Genomic DNA, 26,076 nt, shown 5'->3' with positions numbered 1-26,076 from the left:
CGGTCCGCCGGCCGCCGCCTCACCGCCTCGTTCATGGCCGCGCTCACCCTGCTGGCCGCTTCCGCCACGATGGAACCCACCCCGGCACGGGCGGCCACCCCGAACCCGACCGCACTCCCGTACAGCACCGCCACGGACGCGCCGGTGCTGATCGTGCTCGGCCAAAGCAACGCCGAGGGCGGGGCGACACCCATGACGGACGCCGCCGACCGCACGAAGTGCCAGTCCCTCAAGAACGTCAGAGGACTGAACCGGACGAGCAATCGTGTGGCCGGAGCGACGGCGGCCGTCTGGTCGCCGTACACCTGCGCCGGCAACAACCTCGGCTCGGAGTACGGGGCGCCGGGCCTCTACGGCTACAACTACCAGGTCGCGTCGCTGACCGCGCTGCGCTGGCAACGCGCCATCGACGCGGGAGCGACCCTGCCCGACCTCAACGTGATCCACATCGCCTGGGGCGGCCAGGGCATCCTGGAGAACGAGTGGCAGGGCAGCAACCGCTGGTGGCCCGACCGCAACCCCAAAGATGTCGAGAGCCTGTTCCCGCTGGCGATGAACACGATCGGCAACGGGTTGCGGGCGCTCCAGGAGGCCGGCAAGCGGCCGCGCGTCATCGGCATCCACTGGAACCAGTGGGAGGCCGAGGCCAAGAACGCGGGCACTACCGTCGCCGGGCTCCAGGAGGCGTTCCTCAAGGTCCTGGATCCGCTGCGAACGATCACCGGGGACAGCGGGGCCCCGATCTTCCTCTACCGTCCGCGTTCGCGCGACTACGTCGAAACGTACGGCGAGGGGCCGACGCAGCAGGTCACCGAGGCGCTGACCACTTTCATCGCCAAGCAACCCGCCCCCCACCCCTACCGGATGCTCGACGCGGCGGATGCCACCACGCCGACGGGGACGCCACTCTACAACGCCGCCACCGCGCCCAATTTCGGGATCTACGTCAGCGACAACGTCCACTACAACCGCGATGTGCAGACGTGGTTCGCCGAGCAGCAGTGGAAGACCGTCTTCACCGACGGCGAGAGGGGAGCGCCGGTGATGCCCACCGTCAACGCCGCCCTGGGCAGACCCGCCACCCAGTCCTCCGACCTCAACGGCACGACCCCGGCGTCGCGGGCGGTGGACGGCGACACCCGCGGCGCCTACGCCGACGGAAGCCTCAGCTACACCCGAAGCGACGAGCGGGCCTGGTGGCAGACCGATCTCGGCGCGCAGCTCCCGGTCCGGTCGGTGGAACTCTTCAACCGCACGGACACGCTCGCCGAGCGCCTCACCGACTTCTACGTCGTCGTGTCCCCCACGGACCTCACCGGCCGCAGCTGGACGAGCATCGAGGCCGACCCGGCGGTGAAGCGCGTCCGGGTCAAGGGCACCGCGCCCGGAAAGGTCACCGTCCCCGTCGGCACCGCGGGCCGGTACGTCCGGGTCCAGCTCGCCGGCACCGACTACCTCACCCTGGCCGAAGTCCGCGTCAACGCCACCCTGGACGGTGACCACACCCTCACCAACGGCGGGAAGGCCCTGGACACCCCGGCCGCCTCCACGACCCGCGGCACCCAGCTCACCACCAGAAGCGCGAGCGGCGGGTCGAACCGGCAGTGGTCCTTCAACCGTCAGAGCAACGGGACCTACACGCTCGTCAACAAGGCCTCCGGGCTCTGCGCCGACGTGACCTCCGCGTCCTACTCGCCCGGCGTGGCCATCACCCAGTGGACCTGCACCGGCCACGCCAACCAACGCTGGACCATCACCCCGGTCAGCGGCGGCTACACCATCGCCTCGGCCGACAGCAAACTCCTGCTCACCACGGCCTCGACCGCCGACGGCGCCCTGATCACCCAGCAGGCCACCTCGGGCACCGCCCTCCAGAGGTGGACCATCGGCTGATCGGTACCCCGGACGGCAACACCATCCGCCCTGCCTTGCCTTCCCCGGCGCCGCCCGGGTACTGACCGACACCGTCCGGGCGCCCCGCACCCCGGCTCCGTGGCAGCTGGGTGCGGTGGGTGTGGCGCCGCGGGGGGTGCGGCGTTGCCGAACGTCCCCGCGACGGTGTCCCGTTCGGGGGTCAGCCGATGGGGACGTTGACCTGGACCTCGGGCAGGGTGAGGTGGTTGGTGCCGGCGAGCTGGACTCTGACGTAGCGTCCGTCGGCGCCCACGGCGACGGTCAGCTTCGTCGGTGCGGTGCCCTTGATCCGGATCTTCCTCACCGCCGGGTCGGCCTGGATGTCCGCCCAGCCGCGGCCGGTGAGATCGGTGTCCGACACGATGACGTCGAAGTCGGTGAGACGCTCGAAGAGGCGGTCCGTGCGGTTGAACAGCTCCACCGACCGGATCGTCTGCTTCGCGCCGAGGTCGACCTGCCACCACGGCTGCGCCTCGTACTTGGTGTAGCTGGGGGTCACGTCCCAGTAGACGCCGCTGGTGTTGCCGTCCACCGCGTTCCCGGCCTCCTCCCGGCCCGCCCAGTTGGTGGAGGACTGGGTGGCGGGCCTGTGCAGCGCCGCGTTGACAGTGGCTTGCACCGGCGCGCCGAACTGCTTGTCAGTGAAGACGGTCTTCCACTGCTGGTCGGCGAACCACTCCTGCACGGCCCGGGTGTAGTGGATACCGTCGTAGAAGATCCCGAAGTTCCTCGGGATCGCGGGATCGTAGAGAGGCGTGCCGGTCGCGGAAACAGCCTGCGCCGCGTCGAGCAGCCGGTAGGGGTTGGGCGCGGGCCGGGCGGCGAGCCCGGTCAGCGCGTCGGTGATGTACTGCGTGCGGATCGGACCCTTGGTGGCCGCACGCGGGCGGTAGAGGAAGACGGGGAACGACGTGCCGCCCGTGACGGTCTGCAAGGGTCCCAGGACGCCGAGGAAAGCCCGCTGGACCTGGTCGGCGCTGATCGTCGACCGGGCATCGGCCTCGGCCTCCCACTGGTTCCAGTGCATTCCTATGATCCGGGGCCGCTTTCCGGCTTCCCGCAGAGCCCGCAGGCCGTTGGCGATCGTGTTCACCGTCAGCGGGAACAGGCTCTCGACGTCGGTCGGGTCGCGGTCGGGCCACCACCGGTTGTCCGGGGCGGAGGCTTCCTGGATTCCCTGGGAGCCCCAGGCCACGTGGATCACGTGGAGGTCGGGCAGGGCCACGCCCGCCGTGACGGCACGCTCCCAGCGCAACGCGGTGGCCGACGCGACGTGGTAGCTGCGGCCCCCGTTGTACTCCTTCCCGAGGTTGCTGCCGGCACAGGTGTACGGCGACCAGGTGGCGCTCTCCGCACCGGTCACCCGGTTGTTCGTCCGGTCCAGCCCTTTGACGTGGCCGAAGGCCTTGCACTGCGCCACATCGGCGGCGTCCTGGATCGGTACCCCCGACCCAACCGCGTTGCTCTGGCCGAGCACGATCAGCACCGGCGCGTCCGTGGTGAGGTCGTACGGGGCCTGCGCGGGATCCGGCGCGGGCTGGGCGGGGGACGCCGCCGACAGGGTGGGGGCCAGGGCGGCGGAACCCGCCAGCAGCGCGAGCGCGGCCACGAGCGAGGTTCCCAGGCGGTGGACGGACGTGAGGGCGGGACGTCCGGGGGACGCCCGGAAGGCGTGTCCGTGCTGAGGGTTCCGGCTCCCGGCCGGCGGCTGGACGGCGATTCTTTCGAACATAGGTGGATGCTCCTTGCCGCGAGTCCCAGAGGGTAGTCGGGCCGTTGTGCCCGACATGGGACGTGGTGGGTGAGAGTGGCTCGTCGCCGCGGGTGGACGGACACGTCCGCGGGGTGACGGGAGGACGACCCCGCACATCTGGTCGTGGCCACGTTGGTCCGCGTGCTGACGACCGGGTGTGCGGGGTGAGGAACAGCGCGTCGCCTGCCGGCCCGCCTGGGGCCGGGCGCCACCTGACCGTCGGTCGCGGCCGCGTGGATGCCGGGGTGTCGATCGAGGCGCCGACCGGGAGCCCGGGTCATCTCCCCGCACCAGCGTCGGCTGCGACCCGACCCGCGCACGGCGCTTTCCGACATGAGCAAAGTGGCCGTGGGATGTCGACGATGAGCGTCATTGACGCCGGGTCCCCGGCACCGCCCCGTGCGACGCGGGGCGGTGCCGGTGCTTCGCACCGGCGATCAGATGGCGGTGATGGTCCATTCCCTGTTGGTGTTGGTGCGGCTATTCGGTTTCCGCGTCATCGGGTTGGAGCCGCTCGTGGTGCTGCCGTCGCCGTCAATGACTTTGCCGAGAAAGCGGTTGATGATCTGGTAGCGGTTCTCACCTATGTTGTTGAACAGCCACTGCTGCTTGGGGCCTCTGTCCCACGGGGCCTGGTGGACGGGAGCGTCCGTGTCGTTGCTGCCCCCGATCTCCATGACCATGCTGTTGGTGCGGTTCATGATGCCGTAGTAGCCGTCGCCCACGGGTATCAGCTGCCACTGCAGATTGGGGCTCTCATTGGAGTGCCACTGCTTGAGGTCGGTCCCTGCGGCGACCTGGCCCCCGCTGTCGAGCACCTTTCCGGTGGCCGCGTTGGTGATCTTCACCCAGGTGGTCGGGGCGGCCGGTGCGTCCAGGGTGGGGATCTGACCGGCGAAGGTGAGCTTGACAGAGTACGCCGCAGCGGGGAACGGCGGCTGGGAGGAGGGCATGGCCAGGTGCAGACCGCCACCGTCCTGGGTCGGTGCGAGCAGGTCGATGTAGGTGCCCGCGTTGTTGTCCAGCAGTTGCGCGCGGGTGAGGTTGCCGAGGTTGATCCGGTTGGAGTTCAGCGTCTTGATGGTCATGGTGGAGCCCTGCCAGCCCAGCGCGGTGGCGTACAGCACCCGGTTGTCCTTGCTGCGGGTAAACCGGATGTCCCGCCCTGTGCCGGCCTCCGGTGGGATGTGGGTGCCGCCGCCCATCGGGGTGTGGCCCTCGCCGTGGCAGGTCCAGGCGCGGGTGGCGTAGAAGGCCTCGCCGAAGCGGCGGAGCCAGTCCCCGATGTCGCGCAGGATGGTCTGTTGTTCGGTGGGGATGGAGCCGTCGGCCTTCGGGGCGATGTTCAGGAGCGTCGCGCCGCCCTTGCTTACCCTGTCGATCAGTCCGTGCAGGATGGACCGCGCGGAGTAGTAACCGATGCCCTCCGTGTAGCACCAGCTGGTGGAGGAGACGCTGTCGTCGGTCAGCCAGAAGGGGCTGCGCAGCCCTGGCGGACCGCCGCGCTCGTAGTCGAAGACCGAATTCTGGAGGCCGAGCCCGTCCTTGTGGACCGTGGCCACGTCCTTGTTCTGCGCGACGGCCATGTTGTAGTAGCGCGCGAGGAAGCTCAGACGCTCAGACAGCGGAAGGTGGCTGACGTAGAAGTCCTGCCAGATCATGTCCGGCTGGTAGCCGTCGATGACCTCCGCCAGCTTGTCGGACCAGAGCTTGAACATCGCGGCATCGCTCAGCTGTCCGTAGAGGATCTGGAGCGTCGGATCCGACTGCCGGGGCGCGAACTCGTAGAACGGATTCGTGCGCCTGGTGTGGTAGGCGTGGTGCATCGACAGCAGCACCTTCAGCCCCTGGCCCCGGATGGCCTGGGCCTGCAGTCCCACGAGGTCGAGCCTGGGGCCGCGCTGGACCGAGTTCCACGGGTTGCACCGGCTGTTCCACATGGAGTAGCCGTCGTGGTGCTCGGCCACCGGACCGGCGAACTTCGCGCCCGCGTCCTTGAACAGCCGCGCCCAGGCGTCCGGGTCCCACGCGCCGCCCTGAGAGGCCAGGCTGGGGGCGAACTGCTTGAAGTTGCCGGCCTTGTCGCGGGCACCGTCGATGAAGTTGTGGTACGGCCACGCCGACGGGTCGCCGTACTTGTCGACGTGGTGCGCGTAGTCCTTCTCCCGGGAGTCGTACATTCTCTTCGGGTACCACTCGTTGTGGTACGCCGGAACGCTGAAGACGCCCCAGTGGGAGTAGATCCCGAACTTGCCGTCCTGGAACCACTCGGGGGCCGCCGGGTGCTGGTACACGGACGACCAGGACGCGGTGTAGCTCTGGGGCCCCTCGGTGGCGGAAGCCTGCGGGGCGAACCGCAACAGGCCGAACGCCGTGGCCGCGCCGGCCGCGCCCAGCAGGCGCCGCCTGCTGATCTCATAGGGAGAGGAAGACATGTCGTTCCCTTCGAAACGCCGATGATGATCGGTTCAAGGAGGAGGACACCCGGCCCCCAGAAGTGGCCTGGGAGCCCGCGCCCTTGGTTCACCGCGACACGGTGTGGCGTGGCGCGGTCCAGGCGATACTGACAACGGAGGGGCCTGTTGCCGGCGGCGGCCATCGGATCCCTGGAGAGTCCGCCCCGCCGAGCGATGTTGTCACGGTCCACGGCCGCACCGGAGTGTCGACCGCCCGCGACGCATCGGACACGCCCTCGCACCCGCGCAGGCGACACCGACGATCGCGACCGCCGAACCGCACCTCCCACGGCCCGCGGCCACAAGGCCTGGAGGCGGTCCGCGGCGGAGTACAGCAGCCCCGACGTGGTCGAGACGACCGCGGGCCCGAACAGATGCAGCGGCGATCCGTCCGTCGAGGTCTCCCCCGCCCGTGCCGCCACCCATCGCGGCAGCGTCGCGCCGGACGATACGACGCCCGACACACCACCCCGCCGTCGGACCGGGACGACCTGTGGCCACGGACGTCCGCGCGGTCCACGACACCCGAGAGAAGTCGACGTCATCGGCGACCGACCGGCCCGAACCGGTCACCACGATCCCAAAGGCACCGTGGCCGGTGGCGGCGAGCACCCTCCACACAGTCCGATGACACCACCGACAGCGGCGACGCGATCGCCACGCCGGCGACCCTCCCACGAGAAGCGGACTCCAACAACGCGGGTCCCGTCCGATCGCCGACCACGGGGCACAACGCTCACGCTCCAGCAAGGCACCCCTCCAACGTCGACGATCTCGCCATGAACCGCACACGGATACGGGGGGACTCCCAGGAGAGCCCAACCGCGGAGGGCGGCCCAACCGCCGCACCAGACATTGGATGTATTAACAGGGATCGATCCCGCCTTGTCTATAGACTTGGCAAAATCTCCTGCCCCATTCCCAGGCAATCCGCCAGGTGAGACTCCCGATGCCATAGACATGGGATGTCCAGGAAGGTCCATCGGGCCCTGGGGAGACTCCGGTCCGCGGCCGTCGACAGGCGAGCCCCTCTGCGCCCGAACCATGTCGAGTTCAGGTCGGACCGTGTCCCCGCTGGTCGGCCGGGAGGTCTGACCGCTGACGGGACGGCGTGCCCGCCAGGCGGTCGGGCGTGAGCGCTTGCCCCGTCCTCAGGGCGACCGCTCGTCCCGGTTCCCCACCTCGACCACCCGGAAGTTGCGCCTACCGGCGTCCGACCACGCGCTTTCGGGTCCCGGCCCCCACCTACGCACCCGTCGCCGACCACCACGGCCCCGGGCCCAATGGCGACACCCGCCACACGCCGCCCGGCACGCCGGGCGCGAACCACCGCGTGCGAACCCGCCAACCCCGCGCCGAAGGGGCTTGACCGCGCCCGACGGATGGCTGATAGTCACCCTGGAAACCCCGTTGGACTCAGCGCTTGGCGCTGCCGCCCGATCGCTTCGGCATGACGCGGCGGGTCGCTTGATGGTCCGCCACGGGGCGCCTGTGGTGTCCTGCGCCCGGCCTCGCGACGGTCTCCGGGCACTGCACGGACCCATCCCCGCCCGCCCGAGCCGGTGGCCGCTCCCACCCCGCCCCACCCACTGAGCCGTCGACCCGGCGGCCCAACTCCACCATGCCGAACTCGCGGGTCTGCGCCGGGGAGCGTGGTCCGCGTACTTCCGCCGCTACCGGCCCCGGCCCGACGCGGCCGCCCCGCTCCACCGGTTGTGACCACGGGATCGCCCCGCGGCCCTGTCGACAAGCAAGGAAGGCACTCCCATGTTCCGCAACGCCCTGGAACCCTGGCATCTTCTCGTCGTGGTCGCCGTCATCATGCTGCTCTTCGGATCGAAGAAGCTGCCCGAAGCGGCCCGCGGGCTCGGCAAGTCGCTTCGCATCCTCAAGGCCGAGACCAGGGCGCTCCACGACGACGCCCCGACCGAGACCCCCACCACCACGGCCCACCCCGCCGGGGAGACCGCCCCCGGCCGCCTCCCCGCAGGACCCGCCCAACCCGACCGATCCGGACCGCTGAAAGCGTCCGCGCCCGCGTCCGCGCCCGGGGACGGACCCCGGCACACCGGTCCAGACGGGGCCTCATGAAAGGCGACGGGAACACGTGCCGCCCACGAAGAGCCGGCTTGTAGCGCCGGGGGACTATCAGGATTCCGGCTCTGTTCCGTAGTCGGTGGTGACGGTGCGCAATCGTCACTGCAGGAGGATGCGGTGGCGGAGGAGATCGAAGCCCGCTCGGCCGTGTATCTGGCGCATGATCTTCTTGGCGTGGGTGTTGACGCCCTCGGTGCGGCCGTTGTGGTGGGGCACGGTGAGTCCGGCGTCGACGGCGGCGCGGTCGAGTTCCAGGCCGTTGCAGAAGCTGTGCAGGTGAGGCAGGTCGGCGGCACGGACGGCGGTGATCCACCTGCTGAGCCGAGTGTCGTTGCCGTCGGCCGGGATCAGTAGCTGCGCGAACTCACTGATGAGTATTGCGAGTTCCTCGGTTTCGAGGCAGGCAGCGGTGAGGGTCGTGAGCAGGGCTGTGTCCTTGGTCCACAGGTGCTCGGGACGGGTGAGCAGGATCCGGGTCGCGTGGCGCGGGGTCGTCGTCGGCCGGGTGCCTTCGGCCCGTCCTTGAGCGAGGTAACAGACCAGGAGGGTGTGGCTGCCGGTATAGCCCTGGGCTCTGATCTCGCGGAACAGTTGGGTGACGGCCACGGCGGGCTCGGCTGCGCGTCGGGGGCGCAGATGCTCGCGGTAGGGGTCCACCAGGGTGGGCCGGTAGCGGGGGGCGATGCGTTCGGCCGACGGCTCCGGGATTAGCGGTGCCGACGGCGCAGGGCGAAGTCGTCGACCCCTATCACCCGGGGCACGGACACCGCCGGCACGGCCGTGCGCCGCAACAGGCGAAGGGCCGTGGCATAGGAGACGGGCGCGGCCAGGAGCCGGGCGAGCCGGGCGCTGCCCCGGCCGCATAACTCCTCGACCACTGCGGCGAGCTGGCCGGCCAGGCGTGCGGTCCGGCGCCGGAGGCGTTCCAGCAGCCCCGGAATCTGTTCGCGGAAGGTCTGCCGTCGACAGCCCGATACCGGGCACACCAGCCGCCGCACCCTCACCCGGCGGCCGTCCAACGGCACGTCCGCCAGTGGCACCCGTGCACCTTCGCGGTCGGCACCCCGCACAGCGGGCACGCCCCCGGGACATCCCGGGTCCGGGCCGTCGCCCGGAGCACCTCCCCGCCATCCACCACATCCTCGACGACCACGCCGACAACCCGGAAGACATCACATTCACAGGAGAGTTGGGCTCATCCACACCTCATGACCGCAGCCGGACACACACCGTCACCACCGACTACGGAACAGCGCCGAATTCATGACACTCCCGCCCGTCGCCGTGCACGGTGCGGACCGCTTCATACAGGGGGTTCGGGGCGTCGCTCAGGACACCCCGAACCGGCCGAACCTGTCGGCCGGCCAGCCCCGCTGCAAACGGTGCACAGCCGCGGTCCTGAGGTTGTCATGAGCTGTAACCGGGAGGGCAGCCACCAATCTGTCAGCCCGTCGAGGTCGTGCGACCGGGTTGCGATGACCATGGGCCGGACACGGCGCCGGTTCGGCCGGGAGAGGGAGACAAGAAAGCCTGTCACACCCAGGCCGGGGTCTGTACGGTAACCGGCTCTGTCCTGTCCCGGCCCCGCGGAGCGCGACCGGCGCCGCACGCGCCGGCTCGCCGACCAACTCGGTGAGGTCGTGGAGGAGTTGGAGGGTTTCCTGAGAAGTCCCTGTCAGGACAGACGAGTTGTCATTTGGCGGTTGCTTCCGCATGATCTTCCGCCCTGGCAGACGGTCTATCACTACCGGAGGGTGTGGCGGATCGAAGCACGGTGGGAAGGCATCCTCGCAGCTTTGCGTGCACGGGAGCGTGCTGATCAGGGGCGTGATCCGATGCCGAGTGCGGGGGTGCTCGACAGCCAGAACGCCAAGGGGACCGAGCGGGGCGAGCCCGCTCTCCACCCGTTCAGTGGGAAAGCCCGGAGGAACCCAGGGTCTCAGTTCCATAACACGGCGGGCCAAGGACAGCCTTCTGTCGCTCTGTCAGTTGTGTCTTGCGGCCGCAAGGGGGGCAATTTCGTCGCACTCATGACACCTCGTCATAAAGGGCCGCCACGCTCACGCTCTCAGGGGGCTCCTACCTGACCGCTGGCCTGTACCGGGCTCCTCTCCTCCTCGGAACACCGACTCCGCGGTCGACAACCCGGACCACAGCGCCCGCTCGTACGGAATCCCAGGCTGCCGCGAGAGGCCGTTCCTCCGGCGAACGCCGGTCGGCGGCGAGCACTCCGGCTTGCCGTCCACGAGACACCGTTCGTTCAGAGGAACGGAGATTCAGGGCAGGCCCGCCACAACGCTCCTTCCCGCCCAGCAGGCACCGACTCCCGGCATCCTCCGATGGACCGGACCCAACAAGCCAGGAAGACCCATGACCGGTATATCCAGACGCACCATCCTGAGCGGTGCCGTCAGCGCCGCGCTCGCAGCGCCGACGGCCTGTTCCCCGCCCACCAGAGGAAGCGGACCGGCCACGCCGAACGCCGCGACCCACGAGCCGACGCCCGCGCCGAGCAAGGACAGCCGGCCGACATCCGACAGGAACCTGATCGGCGACGGGTCCACCGCGGACACCGGCCCCCAGCCCAGCCAGCCGAGGGCCGAACGACTCAAGGCCGGCGAGAGCCCGCCGCAGTTCGTGGTGTTCTCCTGGGACGGCGCGGGCGCCACCGCGGACGGTGGGCAGTTCGCCCGCTTCCTCAAGGTCGGTCGAGAACACAAGGCCTCGATGACCTTCTTTCTCAGCGGGATCTACCTGCTGCCCGAGTCCAAGAAGACGCTGTACCACCCACCGCAGCACCGCGTCGGCGAATCCGACATCGGCTACCTCACCGACCAACACATCCACGACACCCTGGAGTTGCTAGGGGCCGCCTGGCGTGACGGCCACGAGATCGGCACCCACTTCAACGGCCACTTCCTCGGGGGCAGGTCGGACGGCAACGGCGTCGGAAAATGGACCTCCGCCGAGTGGGAAGCGGAGATCGAGCAGGTGATGGCATTCGTCATGAACTGGAGGACCAACACCGGCTTCACCGATCTTCCACCACTCCCCTTCGACTACCGCAAGGAACTCATCGGAGGCCGTACCCCCGGACTGGAAGGCCAGAAGGCCCTGCTTCCCACCGCCGTCAAATTGGGTTGGCGCTACGACGCCAGCTCACCCGGTCAGCGTCAACTCTGGCCCCAGAAGATCCTGAACGGCAAGATCTGGGACCTCCCCCTACAACTGCTGCCCTTTCCCGGACACGGCTTCGAAACCCTGTCGATGGACTACAACATCATGGCCAACCAATCCAACGCCAACCCCAAGGGCGACCCAGCCAAGTACGACGCATGGCGCAGCCAGGCCCGCGACTGCTACCTGGCCGGCTTCAAACGAGCCTACGAGGGAAACCGGGCGCCACTGTTCATCGGGAACCACTTCCAGTCCTGGAACGGCGGCATCTACATGGACGCCGTCGAACAGACCATCAAAGCCATCGCCCACAAACCCGATGTCAGGCTGGTCTCCTTCCGCCAACTGGTCGACTGGCTCGACGCACAGGAAGAGTCGACCCTGCGCAAGCTGCGCACCCTCGAAGTCGGCCAGGCACCGGCCGCCGGGTGGAAACGGTTCCTCGACGCCGCGAGCTGACCGACCGCTCCGGCCACGCCGGCCACGCCGAGCCGCGCCTCTCCGCCCTCTCTCCACCACACAACCCACCGCCCGGTCGGCACGGTGGCCGGATGCGGACGGTGGGCGGGGCTTCCCCTTCCTTCCGCTCGTCGGTAGGCGTCGGGCACCGGGCGGCGCCCAACGCGCCACACGGCAACAGCCGAGGACCCGGTTCCTGGGAACAGTCACCGGGACCTCCGACGGCCGGGCGAGCGGGCGGTTCGGATGCCGGGCGGCGGCTCCGGCCCGCCCCGTCACGGTGCCCGGGGCGGCCCTGTCACAGGTTGTGGAGGTGGGCGAGCTGGACGGTGCGAGCGGCCTGGACGGGGTGTCGTGTAGGAGGCCGTTGGGGATGAGGGGGTCGCCGATGAAGTAGCCGCCTGCCACCGCTGTCCACTGGGTCGAGCGAGGCCGGGCAGGCCGCGCGGGACCCACTCGGCCTGGTGGCCCTCGCCCAGGACGAGGCAGGGGTGGGGGTTGACGGTCCAGCCGGCCGGTGCCCAGTGGTCGCCGTACACGCCGGGGTCGAGGGCGAGGTACACGTCCAGGTCGGGCAGGCCCCGCAACGTAGGGTCGCGCGGCACCGTCAGCGTCCCGGGAGGCGGGGTCGGGACCGTGGGCGCGGGGGCCGACGCGGGGCGGTGCGGGTCCTGCTGGGCCAGGCGCCGGCCAACAAGGTCACGCAGCCTCTCTCCCCTGCCCGTCGGGCCGGGGCCTTCTCCCCGGGGCACAACAAGCGCCGCCGCAGGGCCCGTGGCGGCGGGCGCCCCGTTTCACCCCGGGGCGGAACAGACGCCGGAAGGGCCTCTTCAGCACCTTGGAGGCCGTCCACCGGCGGCGGCGTTTCGCCCCGGGGCGATGGAGTGGGCGTCTCGACGCCGACCTCGGCGGCCCGGCGAACGGGCAGGATGCCCGGCTCCGGTCCAGCCGCGGCGCCGACGGCACCGGAGATGCCCCCTGTTTCACCCCGGGGCGAAACAGGGGGCATCCGTGGCGGGCCTGGATGCCTGGGCCGTGTGACCGGCCAGGAGCCGTTCAGCGGTCATGACACAGCGTCAGCATCAATGAGCCGGAGGACGTAGTTCCGCTGCTGGTCGGGCGATACCATAACGTCCGCAAAGCAGACGGACTTTGAGTCGCAGAAGCGGATGGGCCGGGCAGCGGTCCTCACTGGACGCCCGGGGACAACGCAGATCTACTGGCAAACACGGCGAACTGGGGCAGTCGCAAGAGCCGCATACAGCACCAGAGTTACCAAGACGCCCACTGACAGCCGGTGGCAGTCCTGCCACGGTGTCCCGGGCGTGATCGCCGTCAGGGGGTGGTGCCGCGGGGGGGGTGCGGCGTAGCCGGACCTCCCCCCGCGGCGGTGTCCCGTTCGGGGGTCAGCCGATGGGGACGTTGACCTGGACCTCGGGCAGGGTGAGGTGGTTGGTGCCGGCGAGCTGGACTCTGACGTAGCGTCCGTCGGCGCCCACGGCGACGGTCAGCTTCGTCGGTGCGGTGCCCTTGATCCGGATCTTCCTCACCGTCGGGTCGGCCTGGATGTCCGCCCAGCCGCGGCCGGTGAGGTCGGTGTCCGACACGATGACGTCGAAGTCGGTGAGACGCTCGAAGAGGCGGTCCGTGCGGTTGAACAGCTCCACCGACCGGATCGTCCGCTTCGCGCCGAGGTCGACCTGCCACCACGGCTGCGCCTCGTACTTGGTGTAGCTGGGGGTCGCTTCCCAGTAGACGCCGCCGGTGTTGCCGTCCACCGCGTTCCCGGCCTCCTCCCGTCCCGCCCAGTTGGTGGAGGACTGGGTGGCGGGCCTGCCCAGCGCCGCGTTCTCGGTGGCCTGCACCGGCGCGCCGAACCGCTTGTCGGTGAAGACGGTCTTCCACTGCTGGTCGGCGAACCATTCGTGCACGGCCCGGGTGTAGTGGATACCGTCCTTGTATATCCCGAAGTACTTGGGGATCGCGGGATCGTAGAGGGGCACACCCGTCGCGGAAGTGGCCTCCGCCGCGTCGAGCAGCCGGTAGGGGTTGGGCGCGGGCCGGGCGGCGAGCCCGGTCAGCGCCTCCGTGATGTGCGCCTTGGACATTGCGTCGTAGTGACTCGTGCGCGGACGGTAGAGGAAGACCGGGGCCGTGGCTGCGCCGGTGATCGTTCTCAGCGGCTCCAGGACCTTCAGGAACGCCTGCTGGATGTGGTCGGCGCTGATCGTCGACCTGGCCCCCGCCTCGGCCTCCCACTGGTTCCAGTGGATGCCGATGACGCGCGGCTGCTTGCCGGCCTCCCGCAGCGCCCTCAGACCGTTGGTGATCGTGTTCACCGCCAACGGGAACAGGCTCTCGATGTCGGTCGGGTCGCGGTCCGGCCACCACCGGTTGTTCGTCCCGTCGGTTTCCTGGATGCCCTGGGCACCCCAGGCCACGTGGATCACGTGGAGGTCGGGCAGGGCCGCGCCTGCCGTGACGGCGCGCTCCCAGCGCAGCGCGGTCGCCGACGCGACGTTGTAGTTGCGGCCCCCTGCGTACTCCTGGCCGAGGTTGTTACCGACGCAGGTGTACGGCGACCAGGTGGCGCTCTCCGCTCCGGTCACCCGATTGTTCGTCCGGCGCAGCCCTTTGACGTGGCCGAAGGCCCTGCACTGCGCCACGTCGGCGGTGTCCTGGATCGGTGCCGTCCACCCTTCCGCGTTGCTCTGGCCGAGCACGATCAGCACCGGCGCGTCCGTGGTGAGGTCGTACGGGGCCTGCGCGGGATCCGGCGCGGGCTGGGCGGGGGGCGCCGCCGCCGACAGGGTGGGGGCCAGGGCGGCGGAACCCGCCAGCAGGGCGAGCGCGGCCACGAGCGAGGTGCCCAGGCGGTGGACGGACGTGAGGGCGGGACGTCCGGAGGACGCCCGGAAGGCGTGTCCGTGCTGAGGGTTCCGGCTCTCGGCCGGGGACTGGACGGGAGTTCTCCTGGACATGGGTGGATGCTCCTTACCGCGAGTCCTACAGGGTGGTGGTCGGGCCGTTGTGCCCGGCATGGGACGTGGTGGGTGAGAGTGGCTCGTCGCCGCGGGTGGACGGACACGTCCGCGGGATGGCGGGAGGACGACCCCGCACATCTGGTCGTCGCCACGTTTGTCCGCGTGCTGACGACCGGGTGTGCGGGGTGAGGAACAGCGCGTTGCCTGCCGGCCCGCCTGGGGCCGGGCGCCACCTGACCGTCGGTCACGGCCGCGCGGATGCCGGGGCCCGATCGAGGCACCGACCGGGAGCCCGGGTCACTCCCCGCACCAGCGTCGGCTGCGACCCGACCCGCGCACGGCGCTTTCCGACATGAGCAAAGTGGCCGTGGGATGTCGACCATGAGCGTCATTGACGCCGGCTCACCGGCACCGCCCCGCGTGGCACACGGGGCGGTGCCGGTACTCGCGCTGACGGTCAGATGCCGGTGATGATCCAGTCTCTCTTGTTGCTGATGGTGGCGGCCGGTGGCCGCATCAGCACGTCGGAGCCGATCACGGTGTTGCCGTTGCCGTCGATGGCCATGCCGTTGGCGCGGTTGATGATCTCGTAGTGGTTGTCACGGATGTTGTTGAACATCCACTGCTGAGCGTGGCTGCCGTCCCACGGGGCCTGGGTGACGACGGGCGTGGCCGGGGCGGGGACCGGCGGAATCTGGGGTGGGACGGGCCTGCTGTCGATAGCCATGCCGTTGGTGCGGTTCGTGATGCGGTAGTAGCCGTCGCCCACCGGTGTCAGCTGCCACTGCAGATTGGTGCTCCCGTTATACTTCCACTGCTTGAGCTTGGACTTCGCGGCGACCGGGCCCCCGCTGTCGAGCACCAGTCCGGTGGTCGGGTGGGTGATCTTCACCCACGCGACCGGGCCGGCCGGCGCGTCGAGGGTGGGGATCTGGCCGGAGAAGGTGAGCTTGACCGAGTACGCCAGGGCGTCGAACGGCGGCTGGGAGGAGGGCATGGCCAGGTGCAGACCGCCACCGTCCTGGGTCGGCGCGGGCAGGTCGATGTAGGTGCCCGCGGTGTTGTCCAACAGTTGCGCGCGGGTGAGGTTGCCGAGGTTGATCCGGTTGGAGTTCAGCGTCCCGATGGTCATGACGGCGCCCTGCCACCCCAGCGCGGTGGCGTACAGCACCCGGTTGTCCTTGGTGCGGGTGAACCGGATGTCCCGCGCCGTGCCGGCCTTCGGGGTGCCGGCCATCACGGTGGGGCCCTCGCCGTAGCAGGTCCAGGCACGGGTGGCGTAGAAGGCCTCGCCGAAGCGGCGGAGCCAGTCCCCCATGCCGCGCAGGATGGCTTGCTGTTCGGAGGGGATGGAACCGTCGGCCTTCGGGGCGACGTTCAGGAGCGTGGCACCCCCCTTGCTGGCCTTGTCGATCAGTCCGTGCAGGATGGCCGGCGCGGGGTAGTAGCCGATGCCCTCCGTGTAGCACCAGCTGGTGGAGGAGACGCTGTCGTCGGTCAGCCAGAAGGGGCTGAGCAGCCCCTTCGGACCGCCGCGCTCGAAATCGAGGACCGAGCTCTCGATGCTGAGCTCCTCCTTCTTGTGGGTCGTGGCCACGTCCTTGTTCTGCGCGACGGCCTTGTTGAAGTAGTGCGCGAGGAAGCGCAGACGCTCGGACTCCGCGATGTCGTCCACGCCGAAGTCCTGATAGATCATGTCCGGCTGGTAGCCGTCGATGACCTCGGCCAGCTTGTCGTACCAGAGCTTGGCCATCTCGGCCTCGCTCAGCTGTCCGTAGAGGATCCGCAGCGCCGGATCCGACTGGGCAGGCACGTTCTGGAAGAACCTGTCTGGCTTCTTTCTGCTGTGGAAGGCGTGGTGCAGCGACGTCACCAACTTCAGCCCCTGGCCTCGGATGGCCTTCGCCTGCAGTCCCACGATGTCGAGCTTGGGGCCGCGCCGGACCGAGTTCCACGGGTTACAGCTGCTGTTCCACATGGAGTAGCCGTCGTGGTGCTCGGCCACCGGACCTGCGAACTTCGCGCCCGCCTCCTTGAACAGCCGCGCCCAGGCGTCCGGGTCCCACTGGCCGCCCTGAGAGGCCAGGCTGGGGGCGAACTGCTTGAAGTTGCCGGCCTTGTCGCGGGCACCGTCGATGAAGTTGTGGTACGGCCACGCCGACGGGTCGCCGTACGTGGCGAGATGGTGCAGGTTCGCCTTCGTGGCGGCCTCGTACATCTCCCTCGGGTACCACTCGTTGTTGAACGCGGGAACGCTGAAGGCGCCCCAGTGGGAATAGATCCCGAACTTGCCGTCCTGGAACCACTCGGGGGCCGCCGGGTGCTGGTTCACGGACGACCAGGTCGCGGTGTAGCTCTGGGGCCCCTCGGTGGCGGAAGCCTGCGGGGCGAACCGCAACAGGCCGAACGCCGTGGCCGCGCCGGCCGCGCCCAGCAGGCGCCGCCTGCTGATCTCATAGGGAGAGGAAGACATGTCGTTCCCTTCGAAACGCCGATGATGATCGGTTCAAGGAGGAGGACACCCGGCGCCCAGAAGTGGCCTGGGAGCCCGCGCCCTTGGTTCACCGCGACACGGTGTGGCGTGGCGCGGTCCAGGCGATACTGACAACGGAGGGGCCTGTTGCCGGCGGCGGCCATCGGATCCCTGGAGAGTCCGCCCCGCCGAGCGATGTTGTCACGGTCCACGGCCGCACCGGGGTGTCGACCGCCCGCGACGCATCGGACACGCCCTCGCACCCGCGCAGGCGACACCGACGATCGCGACCGCCGAACCGCACCTCCCACGGCCCGCGGCCACAAGGCCTGGAGGCGGTCCGCGGCGGAGTACGGCAGCCCCGACGTGGTCGAGACGACCACGGGCCCGAACAGATGCAGCGGCGATCCGTCCGTCGAGGTCTCCCCCACCCGTGCCTGATCGCCGTCAGGGGGTGTTGCCGCGGGGGGTGCGGCGTTGCCGGACGTCCCCGCGGTGGCGTCCCGTTCGGGGGTCAGCCGATGGGGACGTTGACCTGGACCTCGGGCAGGGTGAGGTGGTTGGTGCCGGCGAGCTGGACTCTGACGTAGCGTCCGTCGGCGCCCACTGCGACGGTCAGCTTCGTCGGTGCGGTGCCCTTGATCCGGATCTTCCTCACCGTCGGGTCGGCCTGGATGTCCGCCCAGCCGCGACCGGTGAGATCGGTGTCCGACACGATGACGTCGAAGTCGGTGAGACGCTCGAAGAGGCGGTCCGTGCGGTTGAACAGCTCCACCGACCGGATCGTCCGCTTCGCGCCGAGGTCGACCTGCCACCACGGCTGCGCCTCGTACTTGGTGTAGCTGGGGGTCGCTTCCCAGTAGACGCCGCCGGTGTTGCCGTCCACCGCGTTCCCGGCCTCCTCCCGTCCCGCCCAGTTGGTGGAGGACTGCGTGGCGGGCCTGCCCAGCGCCGCGTTCTCGGTGGCCTGCACCGGCGCGCCGAACTGCTTGTCAGTGAAGACGGTCTTCCACTGCTGGTCGGCGAACCACTCCTGCACGGCCCGGGTGTAGTGGATACCGTCGTTGTATATCCCGAGGTTCTTCGGGATCGCGGGGTCGTAGAGAGGCGTGCCGGTCGCGGAAACAGCCTGCGCCGCGTCGAGCAGCCGGTAGGGGTTGGGCGCGGGCCGGGCGGCGAGCCCGGTCAGCGCGTCGGTGACGTACTGCGTACGGATATGGGTGCTGGCCGTACGCGGGCGGTAGAGGAAGACGGGGAACGACGTACCGCCCGAGATGGTCTGCAAGGGTCCCAGGACGCCGAGGAAAGCCCGCTGGACCTGGTCGGCGCTGATCGTCGAAGCAGTCTGGGTCTCGGTCTCCCACTGGTTCCAGTGCATTCCTATGATCCGAGGCCGCTTGCCGGCTTCCCGCAGAGCCCGCAGTCCGTTGGAGATCGTGTTGAGCGTCAGCTGGTGCAGGCTCTCGATGTCGGCCAAGTCGCGGTCGGGCCACCAGCGATTTCTGTTCGGACCGGCGGCTTCCTGGATTCCCTGGGCGCCCCAGGCCACGTGGATCACGTGGAGGTCGGGAAGGTTGGTGCCGGCCTTGATGGCCCGCTCCCAGCGCAGCGCGCTCAGTGTCGCGGTGTTGTAGGTACTGTAGATGTCGGGTTCGCCGTAGGCGGCGTAGCGGTCCTGACCCAGGTTGGAGCCCACACAGGTGTAGGGCTTCCACGTCGCGCCGAGGGCACCGACCACGCGGTTCTCCAACCGGTTCAGGCTTTTGACGTGAGCGAAGGCCTCGCACTGGGCCTTGTCCGCAGAGTTGGTCACCTTCGTCGTCCAGCCGACGGCGTTGCTCTGTCCGAGCACGATGAGCACGGGGGCGTCGACCGCGAGGTCGTACGGAGCACGGGTGGGGTCCTCAGTGGTGGGGGCCGTCGCACCGGCAGCCAGGGCGGGAGCCAGGGCGGCGGACGTCGCCGCGACGGTGAGTGCGGCCGTGAGCGTCACCCCGAGCCGACCGAGAACGGAGGCGAAGCGCCTCCTCGTGGACGGCGACGGGGCGTTCGGGGCATCGGCGTGGCCGGGGTCGGCCGGACCGGTAGCGGCGGCAAGTGTGCGGGGGGCCGGGGTGGAGTGGTGAGCTCTGCGCATGGTGGTCACCTCGTGGTGCTCGTGAGAGGTTGCTTGATGATCGGGCGCCGCCCTCGCCATGGCGGGGAGGGCGGCCGCAGTAGGACCGCCGGCCGACGCGTTCCGATGGAACGGGCCGGACGGCGTGCCCCTGGCATCTCCACGCACGGCCGTCTGTCACAGCCGCACGGGTTCCGTGGTCCAGTCGAGACGCCGACCGGTCAGGGTCTCCCCGCGCTGACACGGAGAGGCCCTACGGGGGCGGCTTCGCCTGCTGCATGAATGAGTGTCAACTACGTTTTGGCGCGGCCTCGATGCCCGGACGCCTCCGACGGGAGAGCGCTCGGAACCAACCGTCCGAACGCGATGGAGCAGATGAAATCCCGGCCCCTGTGCCATCGTCAAGAGAACTGACCAACCGGATCGCCGGAGGGGACAGTGCACGACGAACGGCACGGTTCGGCGGCCGCTCGACCGTTCGGCGCACCGCTCACCGCTCACCGCGGATGCGACCGCTCACCACGCCCGACCGTCTGAAACACCTCGTACGGGGCGAGCCCCGCCTGCCGTGACGGCGCGCTCCCAGCGCAGCGCGGTCGCCGACGCGACGTCGTCGTTGCGGCCCCCTGCGTACTCCTGGCCGAGGTTGTTGCCGACGCAGGTGTACGGCGACCAGGTGGCGCTCTCCGCGACGGTCACCCGATTGTTCGTCTGGTTCCCCTTGACGTGGCCGAAGGCCCTGCACTGCCCCGCATCGACGGTGTCCCGGGTCAAGTGCCACCCGCCCTTCCGCGTTGCTCTGGCCGAGCACGATCAGCACCGGTGCGTCCTTGGTGAGGTCGTACGGGGCCTGCGCGGGATCCGGCGCCGGCTGGGCGGTCGCGCCGCCGCCGACAGGCAGGGGGCCAGGGCTGCGGAACCCGCCAGCAGGGCGAGCACGGCCACGAGCGAGGTGCCCAGGCGTCCGACAGACGTGAGGGCGAGACGTCCGGAGGGCACCCGGAAGGCGTGTCCATCCTGGGGATTCCCGCTCTCGGCGTCCGCGCAGCCGCCACCTGACCGGCGGTCACGACCGACCCGAGCATGGCGCTTTCCGACATGAGCAAGGTGGCCGTGGGAAGTCGACCATGAGCGTCCCTGACGCCGGCTCACAGGTACCGCCCCGGCGGTCAGATTCCGGTGATGATCCAGTCTCTCTTGTCGCTGATGGCGGCGGCCGGTGGCCGCATCAGCACGTCGGAGCCCTCCACGGTCTTGCCGTTGCCGTCGATGGCCATGCCGTTGGCGCGGTTGATGATCTCGTAGTGGTTGTCACGGATGTTGTTGAACATCCACTGCTGCTCGTGGCTGCCGTCCCACGGGGCCTGGGTGACGACGGGCGTGGCCGGGGCGGGGACCGGCGGAATCTGGGGTGGGACGGGCCTGCTGTCGATGGCCATGCCGTTTTTGCGATTCGTGATGCGGTAGTAGCCGTCGCCCACCGGTGTCAGCTGCCACTGCAGGTTGTGCAGGTAGGCGCTCCCGTCGTACTTCCACTGCTTGAGCTTGGACATAGCGGCGACCGGGCCCCCGCTGTCGAGCACCAGTCCGGTGGTCGGGTGGGTGATCTTCACCCACGCGACCGGGCCGGCCGGCGCGTCGAGGGTGGGGATCTGGCCGGAGAAGGTGAGCTTGACCGAGTACGCCAGGGCGTCGAAGGGCGGGTTGGACGTGGGCATGGTCAGGTGAAGGCCGGCACCGTCCTGGGTCGGTGCGGGCAGGTCGATGTAGGTGCCCGTGGTGTTGTCCAACAGTTGCGCGCGGGTGAGGTTGCCGAGGTTGATCCGGTTGGAGTTCAGCGTCCCGATGGTCATGGTGGCGCCCTGCCAGCCCAGTGCGGTGGCGTACAGCACCCGGTTGTCCTTGCTGCGGGCGAACCGGACGTCCCGCGCCGTGCCGGCCTTCGGGGGGGTGAACGTGCCGTTGCCCATCTGGGTGGGGCCCTCGCCGTAACAGGTCCAGGCACGGGTGGCGTAGAGGGCCTCGCCGAAGCGGCGGAGCCAGTCCCCCATGCCGAGCAGGATGGACTGCTGTTCGGAGGGGATGGAACCGTCGGCCTTCGGGGCGATGTTCAGAAGCAAGGCACCCCCCTTGCTGACCCTGTCGATCAGTGAGTGCAGCATGGCCCGCGTGGGGTAGTAGCCGATGCCCTCCGTGTAGCACCAACTGGAGGAGGAGACGCTGTCGTCGGTCAGCCAGAAGGGGCTGAGCAGCCCTGCCGGACCGCCGCGCTCGAAGTCGTAGACCGAACTTCCGCCGCTGAGGTCCGTTCCCTTGTAGGTCGCGACGACGTCCTTGTTCCCCGCGACGGCCATGTTGAAGTAGTGCGCGAGGAACCGCAGACGCTCGGACTCCGGGATGTCGCCCACGCCGAAGTCCTGCCAGATCATGTCCGGCTGGCAGCCGTCGATGACCTCGATCAGCTTGTCGGACCAGAGCTGGTGCCGCTCGGCCGCGCTCAGCTGTCCGTAGAGGATCCGCAGCGTCGGATCCGACTGCCTGGGCGCGAATGCGAAGAACCGGTTATCCGTTCTGAGGTGGAAGGCGTGGTGCAGCGACGTCACCAACTTCAGCCCCTGGCCTCGGATGGCCTTCGCCTGCAGTCCCACGATGTCGAGCTTGGGGCCGCGATCGACCGAGTTCCACGGGTTGCACCGGCTGGGCCACATGGAGTAGCCGTCGTGGTGCTCGGCCACCATACCGGCGAACTTCGCCCCTGCCGCCTTGTACAGCCGCGCCCAGGCCTCCGGGTCCCACTCGCCGCCCTGAGAGGCCAGCTTCGGGGCGAACTGCACGAAGTTGCCGGCCTTGTCGCGGGCACCGTCGATGAAGTTGTGGTACGGCCACACCGAGGGGTCGCCGTACGTGGCGACGTGGTGCTGCCAAGGGGTGACGGGGCGCTCTGGCTTGGCCACCTGCTTGGAGTTGTACATGGTCCTCGGGTACCACTCGTCGTAGAACGCGGGAACACTGAAGACGCCCCAGTGGGAGTAGATCCCGAACTTGCCGTCCTGGAACCACTCGGGGACCGCCGGGTGCTGGTTCACGGAGGACCAGGTCGCGGTGTAGCCCTGGGGCCCCTCGGTCGCGGAAGCCTCGGGGGCGAACCGCAACAGGCCGAACGCCGTGGCCGCGCCGGCCGCGCCCAACAGGCCCCGCCTGCTGATCTCATAAGGAGAGGAAGACATGTCGTTCCCTTCGAAACGCCGATGATGATCGGTTCAAGGAGGAGGACACCCGGCCCCCAGGAATGACCTGGAAGCCCGCGCCCTTGATTGACCGCGACGTGACACGACGCGGCATCGCGTGACCTGGTGTGACTCGGTCTGGCGCCGCGCGGTCCGGGCGCCGACGACGACGGAGGGGGCCGGGCGCCTCAGCGACCACCGCATCAGCTGAGCGTCCGAGCTGCCGACCGGTGTCATCGCCGTCCACGGCCGCGAGGCCAAGCGGCGGTCCCCAGCGGGGCAGGGCAAGCGCACCGTGATCGAGAAGACCGCAGGCAGAGTGACGCTCCGTCATCGAGGTCTCCCCGGCCGTGCTGCGGCTCATCGCGACAACACCGCGCCCAACGACCCGAAGGCTGGTACCCCATTGCGGGACCACGAAGACGGTAACGGGGGGGAGCACGGGCCACCGACGTTCGCCCGAACCGCGACGCCCCGGGCCAGTCGACGCCGTCGGCCACGAACCAGCCCCAACCGGTCCCGAAAGCACCGTAGCCGACGGTGGCGAGCACCCTCCCCGCCCTCCGACGCCGCCACCGACCGCAGCACCGCGATCGCCACGCCGACCAGAACCCTCCTACCGGAACTCGACTCCGACGACGCGGGTCCCACCCGATCGCCGACCACAGGGCACAACGCTCACGCTCCTGCAAGGCACCCCTCCAACGTCAACGATCTCGCCATCAGCCGCACACCAGTACAGGAGGCACGCGTGTGAACGGCCCAACCACTGCCAGCGCCCCAACTGCCACACCAGACATTGGATGTATTAACAGCAATCAGGCCTGCCTTGTCTATAGGTCTGGCAAAATTTCCTGGCACACTCCTAGCTGAACCGACAGGTGAAGGATGCCGGCGCCAAGAGACATGGGATGTCCCTTGTGAATGACAGCGCCGGCCACCCGCCCGTGGGCAGGCCGGATGCGAACCAGGAAGCCTCGCGCCGAAGGGGCTTGACTGAGCCCGCCGGATGGCTGATAGTCGCCCTGGAAAGGGTGTCGGACTCAGCGCTTGATGCCAGCCCGATCGCTTCGGCATGACAGGCGGGTCGCTTGATGGTCCGCTATGGCAAGGTCCGCAGCGTGCCTCACCGGGCTTCCGACGGCCTCCGGGAAACGCGTGTACCCGTCGCCGCCGGCCCGAGTTCGGTGAAGCCACTCCCACCCCTCCCCCAGCACTGAACCGTCGGCCCGGCGGCCCAATTCCACCGTCACGGACTCGCAGGCATCTGCCGAGGAGCGCGTACTCCGCATGCTTCCGCCGACGCTGGCCCCGGCTCGGGAGGCCGCCGACCCGCACGGCTCCGGTGGTGCCCACGGGATCGCCCCGCGGCCCTGCCGACAACAAGGACGGACAGCTCCATGCTCCGCAACGCCCTGGAACCCTGGCACCTTCTCGTCGTGGTCGCCGTCATCATGCTGCTCTTCGGATCGAAGAAGCTGCCCGAAGCGGCCCGCGGGCTCGGCAAATCGCTTCGCATCCTCAAGGCCGAGACCAGGGCGCTCCACGACGACACCCCAACCGAGGCCCCCTCTGCCACCATGGCCCACTCCGTCGGTGAGACTGTCCCCGGCCGCCTCCCGGCGGGGCCTGCCCCCCAACCCGACTGATCCGGGCCGCTGTTCGGGGGTCCGCGCCCAGGCACGGACCCCCGAACAAGCGGTCGAGACGGAGTCTCATCAACGGCATTCCCGGCCTGGTCAGCGGCGTCCCCGTACTCCTGCCGCCTCACCCTCGACCTCTACCACCGCGACTGCGAGCACTTCGCCGGCCGCTGCAACGACCGGACCGCCCTCTTCTCCGAAAGCCCGCCTTCACCAACGAGTTCGAGTGCCTCGGTGGCGTGCTGGCCGACTGGCGATGCATCAGTACCACCCAGTCGATCATGAGCTGAATGACCTTCCAGAACTCCACCAACTGGAGGCGGCCGCGCGCCCTCAAGCCCGTCATCAAGGCCGAGTCCGAGGGATACGGCCTCGGCTTCTGGCACCCCGCACGACCTCAACGTCGGCCATCACCCCGGATCCGGGCCAGCCGCTGTGACTTCGACCCCGACCAGCGCGTCATGGCCTGGCCCCCAGAGCAAGCCTGTCTTCGCCGTCGCCAACCGCTCCACCGAGCCCTACATCCCACGCCGTCACCCAGACCCCCACAGCCGAAGCGCTATCCGTCGTCGGGGAGAGAACCTCAGCGCCCCGAGCCGAAGCGGAGACCGGACCCGCCGTCCGAGGCTGCTGCCGCCGGCATCGGCCGGACCGGCGGGGACGGCTCCACGGCCTGTCGGACCCTCCAGTGCGCGGCCCGAGCCCGCAGGGGGGTGAGAGCGTCCGCGACGTACCAGGGATGGGTTGTCGGCGGGTGGTGTGCCGCGAGGAGGGCCGCGGCGATCAGGCGGCGGCCTCCGGGTGCGGGGATTCGTCGAGAGGGGCGTGGCCGTTGAGGGAGGGCACGCTCTGCATGAGCCATTTCACCGAGGTCGCGATGTGCATGGTGGCGGCGGCGTGGGCGACCAGCGGGTCCCGTTGTTCCAGGGCAGCGACGATCGCCCGGTGTTCGGTGAGGGTGCGCTCCGCGGCGCTGCTGTGCAGGAGTCCGCGCCAGACCCTCACGCGCAGGGTGCTTTGCGCGATGCCGTCCAGGATGGACACGAGGAACTCGTTGCCGGCCGCCGCGACGATGCTCCGGTGGAACGCCATGTCGTGGGCGACCATCGCCTCGGCTTCGTCGGCCGTCTCGGCCATGGCCTCCAGGTGGGCACGCACGGTGGCCAGCCCGGGTTCCGTCAGGCGCAGGGCGGCCGCGGCGGTGGCCGCGGGTTCGAGCATCCGCCGCACCTCCAGGACCTCCAGCAGGTGCTGTCCCTGGAGCAGTTCGACGCCGACGCCGATTCCCTCGAACAGGATGCGCGGTGACAGGCTGGTGACGTAGGTGCCGTCCCCCTGTCTGACGACCACCACGCGGGCGGCTTCCAGGACCTTGACGGCCTCGCGCAGTGAATTGCGGGACATGCCCAGTTGCGCGGCGAGTTCCTGCTCGGGCGGCAGCCTCTGGCCCGGCCGCAACTCTCCGGTGCGCACCAGTTCACGGATCTTGGCCACCGCATCGTCGACGCGCGCCATGGACCCTCCACTCTTCGCTGTGACCCCGTGCGGTCCCCATCCAAACATCCCTTGGATCCGACGGTAAGGGGGGACCAACTGCCGAGACGAGGATCAAATTCCCCAGGCCTGAGCGCCGGCCGGCATGCCGAGATGGGATGTCTCCCCACACCCTCGCGCCGGCCCGCACGGGCCCATCGCGTTCCTTTCGAGTGCTGCGGGACGGCGAGGTGGGGGGGGGGCCCGCCGGGGGCCCCCCCCCCCCCGGGAACGGTGGGGTTGC

12 protein-coding genes and 1 pseudogene are annotated in these 26,076 nt (G+C 69.5%); 4 read left to right on the top strand and 9 right to left on the bottom strand.

The window, feature by feature from the left end:
• Positions 1-33: 33 nt before the first annotated feature.
• On the top strand, positions 34-1,893 hold the full coding sequence (locus ACFXHB_RS09410; RefSeq protein WP_380573281.1) for an RICIN domain-containing protein: 1,860 nt from the start codon (positions 34-36) through the stop codon (positions 1,891-1,893).
• Between the two features lie 181 nt (positions 1,894-2,074).
• On the opposite strand, the gene ACFXHB_RS09405 is transcribed toward ACFXHB_RS09410, so the two are convergent.
• Together ACFXHB_RS09405 and ACFXHB_RS09400 are read right to left on the bottom strand one after the other, a co-directional pair.
• On the bottom strand, positions 2,075-3,646 hold the full coding sequence (locus ACFXHB_RS09405) for a discoidin domain-containing protein (protein ID WP_380573280.1): 1,572 nt from the start codon (positions 3,644-3,646) through the stop codon (positions 2,075-2,077).
• Between the two features lie 458 nt (positions 3,647-4,104).
• On the bottom strand, positions 4,105-6,102 hold the full coding sequence (locus ACFXHB_RS09400) for an alpha-L-fucosidase (RefSeq protein ID WP_380573279.1): 1,998 nt from the start codon (positions 6,100-6,102) through the stop codon (positions 4,105-4,107).
• A gap of 1,788 nt (positions 6,103-7,890) precedes the next feature.
• On the opposite strand from ACFXHB_RS09400, the gene tatA (ACFXHB_RS09395) reads away from it, so the two are divergent.
• Positions 7,891-8,214, top strand: coding sequence for a Sec-independent protein translocase subunit TatA (gene tatA, locus ACFXHB_RS09395; protein ID WP_380573278.1), 324 nt, complete (start codon positions 7,891-7,893; stop codon positions 8,212-8,214).
• A 105-nt stretch (positions 8,215-8,319) separates the two neighbouring features.
• Here tatA (ACFXHB_RS09395) and ACFXHB_RS09390 read toward each other — a convergent pair.
• Positions 8,320-9,393, bottom strand: a pseudogene (locus ACFXHB_RS09390) (transposase).
• Between the two features lie 1,197 nt (positions 9,394-10,590).
• Between ACFXHB_RS09390 and ACFXHB_RS09385 the strand changes: the two are divergent.
• Positions 10,591-11,856 carry a hypothetical protein gene (locus ACFXHB_RS09385; RefSeq protein ID WP_380573277.1) on the top strand — a complete coding sequence of 422 codons (1,266 nt, stop codon included), beginning with the start codon at positions 10,591-10,593 and terminating at the stop codon, positions 11,854-11,856.
• Between the two features lie 1,406 nt (positions 11,857-13,262).
• Here the strand turns inward: ACFXHB_RS09385 and ACFXHB_RS09380 are convergent.
• The 5 genes from ACFXHB_RS09380 to ACFXHB_RS09360 all read right to left on the bottom strand — a co-directional run bounded on the left by ACFXHB_RS09380 (position 13,263) and on the right by ACFXHB_RS09360 (position 22,656).
• Positions 13,263-14,837, bottom strand: coding sequence for a discoidin domain-containing protein (locus ACFXHB_RS09380; RefSeq protein ID WP_380573276.1), 1,575 nt, complete (start codon positions 14,835-14,837; stop codon positions 13,263-13,265).
• 460 nt (positions 14,838-15,297) lie between these two features.
• Positions 15,298-17,313 carry an alpha-L-fucosidase gene (locus ACFXHB_RS09375; protein ID WP_380573275.1) on the bottom strand — a complete coding sequence of 672 codons (2,016 nt, stop codon included), beginning with the start codon at positions 17,311-17,313 and terminating at the stop codon, positions 15,298-15,300.
• Positions 17,314-17,827: 514 nt separating this feature from the next.
• Entirely contained in the window at positions 17,828-19,450 is a 1,623-nt protein-coding gene (locus tag ACFXHB_RS09370; protein ID WP_380573274.1) for a discoidin domain-containing protein, read from the bottom strand.
• A gap of 495 nt (positions 19,451-19,945) precedes the next feature.
• A complete protein-coding gene (locus tag ACFXHB_RS09365; protein ID WP_380573272.1) occupies positions 19,946-20,128 on the bottom strand; it encodes a hypothetical protein in 183 nt (60 codons plus the stop codon).
• 470 nt (positions 20,129-20,598) lie between these two features.
• A complete protein-coding gene (locus tag ACFXHB_RS09360) occupies positions 20,599-22,656 on the bottom strand; it encodes an alpha-L-fucosidase (protein ID WP_380573271.1) in 2,058 nt (685 codons plus the stop codon).
• A gap of 1,400 nt (positions 22,657-24,056) precedes the next feature.
• Between ACFXHB_RS09360 and tatA (ACFXHB_RS09355) the strand changes: the two genes are divergently transcribed.
• Positions 24,057-24,305, top strand: a complete 249-nt coding sequence (gene tatA, locus ACFXHB_RS09355) for a Sec-independent protein translocase subunit TatA (RefSeq protein ID WP_380573270.1) — start codon at positions 24,057-24,059, stop codon at positions 24,303-24,305.
• A gap of 777 nt (positions 24,306-25,082) precedes the next feature.
• Here the strand turns inward: tatA (ACFXHB_RS09355) and ACFXHB_RS09350 are convergent.
• Positions 25,083-25,814, bottom strand: coding sequence for a FadR/GntR family transcriptional regulator (locus tag ACFXHB_RS09350; RefSeq protein WP_380573268.1), 732 nt, complete (start codon positions 25,812-25,814; stop codon positions 25,083-25,085).
• Positions 25,815-26,076: the final 262 nt, after the last annotated feature.

The organism is Kitasatospora sp. NPDC059327 (genome assembly GCF_042752535.1).
Taxonomy (GTDB): domain Bacteria; phylum Actinomycetota; class Actinomycetes; order Streptomycetales; family Streptomycetaceae; genus Kitasatospora.
Note: the sequence above shows the minus strand (reverse complement) of the source record. Positions and strands in the feature narration are given on the sequence as shown.

Coding starts and splice junctions, on each gene's coding strand:
- ACFXHB_RS09410 (WP_380573281.1), top strand. CDS start 34: ATGGCCGCGCTCACCCTGCTGGCCGCTTCCGCCACGATGGAACCCACC.
- ACFXHB_RS09405 (WP_380573280.1), bottom strand. CDS start 3,646: ATGTTCGAAAGAATCGCCGTCCAGCCGCCGGCCGGGAGCCGGAACCCT.
- ACFXHB_RS09400 (WP_380573279.1), bottom strand. CDS start 6,102: ATGTCTTCCTCTCCCTATGAGATCAGCAGGCGGCGCCTGCTGGGCGCG.
- tatA (WP_380573278.1), top strand. CDS start 7,891: ATGTTCCGCAACGCCCTGGAACCCTGGCATCTTCTCGTCGTGGTCGCC.
- ACFXHB_RS09385 (WP_380573277.1), top strand. CDS start 10,591: ATGACCGGTATATCCAGACGCACCATCCTGAGCGGTGCCGTCAGCGCC.
- ACFXHB_RS09380 (WP_380573276.1), bottom strand. CDS start 14,837: ATGTCCAGGAGAACTCCCGTCCAGTCCCCGGCCGAGAGCCGGAACCCT.
- ACFXHB_RS09375 (WP_380573275.1), bottom strand. CDS start 17,313: ATGTCTTCCTCTCCCTATGAGATCAGCAGGCGGCGCCTGCTGGGCGCG.
- ACFXHB_RS09370 (WP_380573274.1), bottom strand. CDS start 19,450: ATGCGCAGAGCTCACCACTCCACCCCGGCCCCCCGCACACTTGCCGCC.
- ACFXHB_RS09360 (WP_380573271.1), bottom strand. CDS start 22,656: ATGTCTTCCTCTCCTTATGAGATCAGCAGGCGGGGCCTGTTGGGCGCG.
- tatA (WP_380573270.1), top strand. CDS start 24,057: ATGCTCCGCAACGCCCTGGAACCCTGGCACCTTCTCGTCGTGGTCGCC.
- ACFXHB_RS09350 (WP_380573268.1), bottom strand. CDS start 25,814: ATGGCGCGCGTCGACGATGCGGTGGCCAAGATCCGTGAACTGGTGCGC.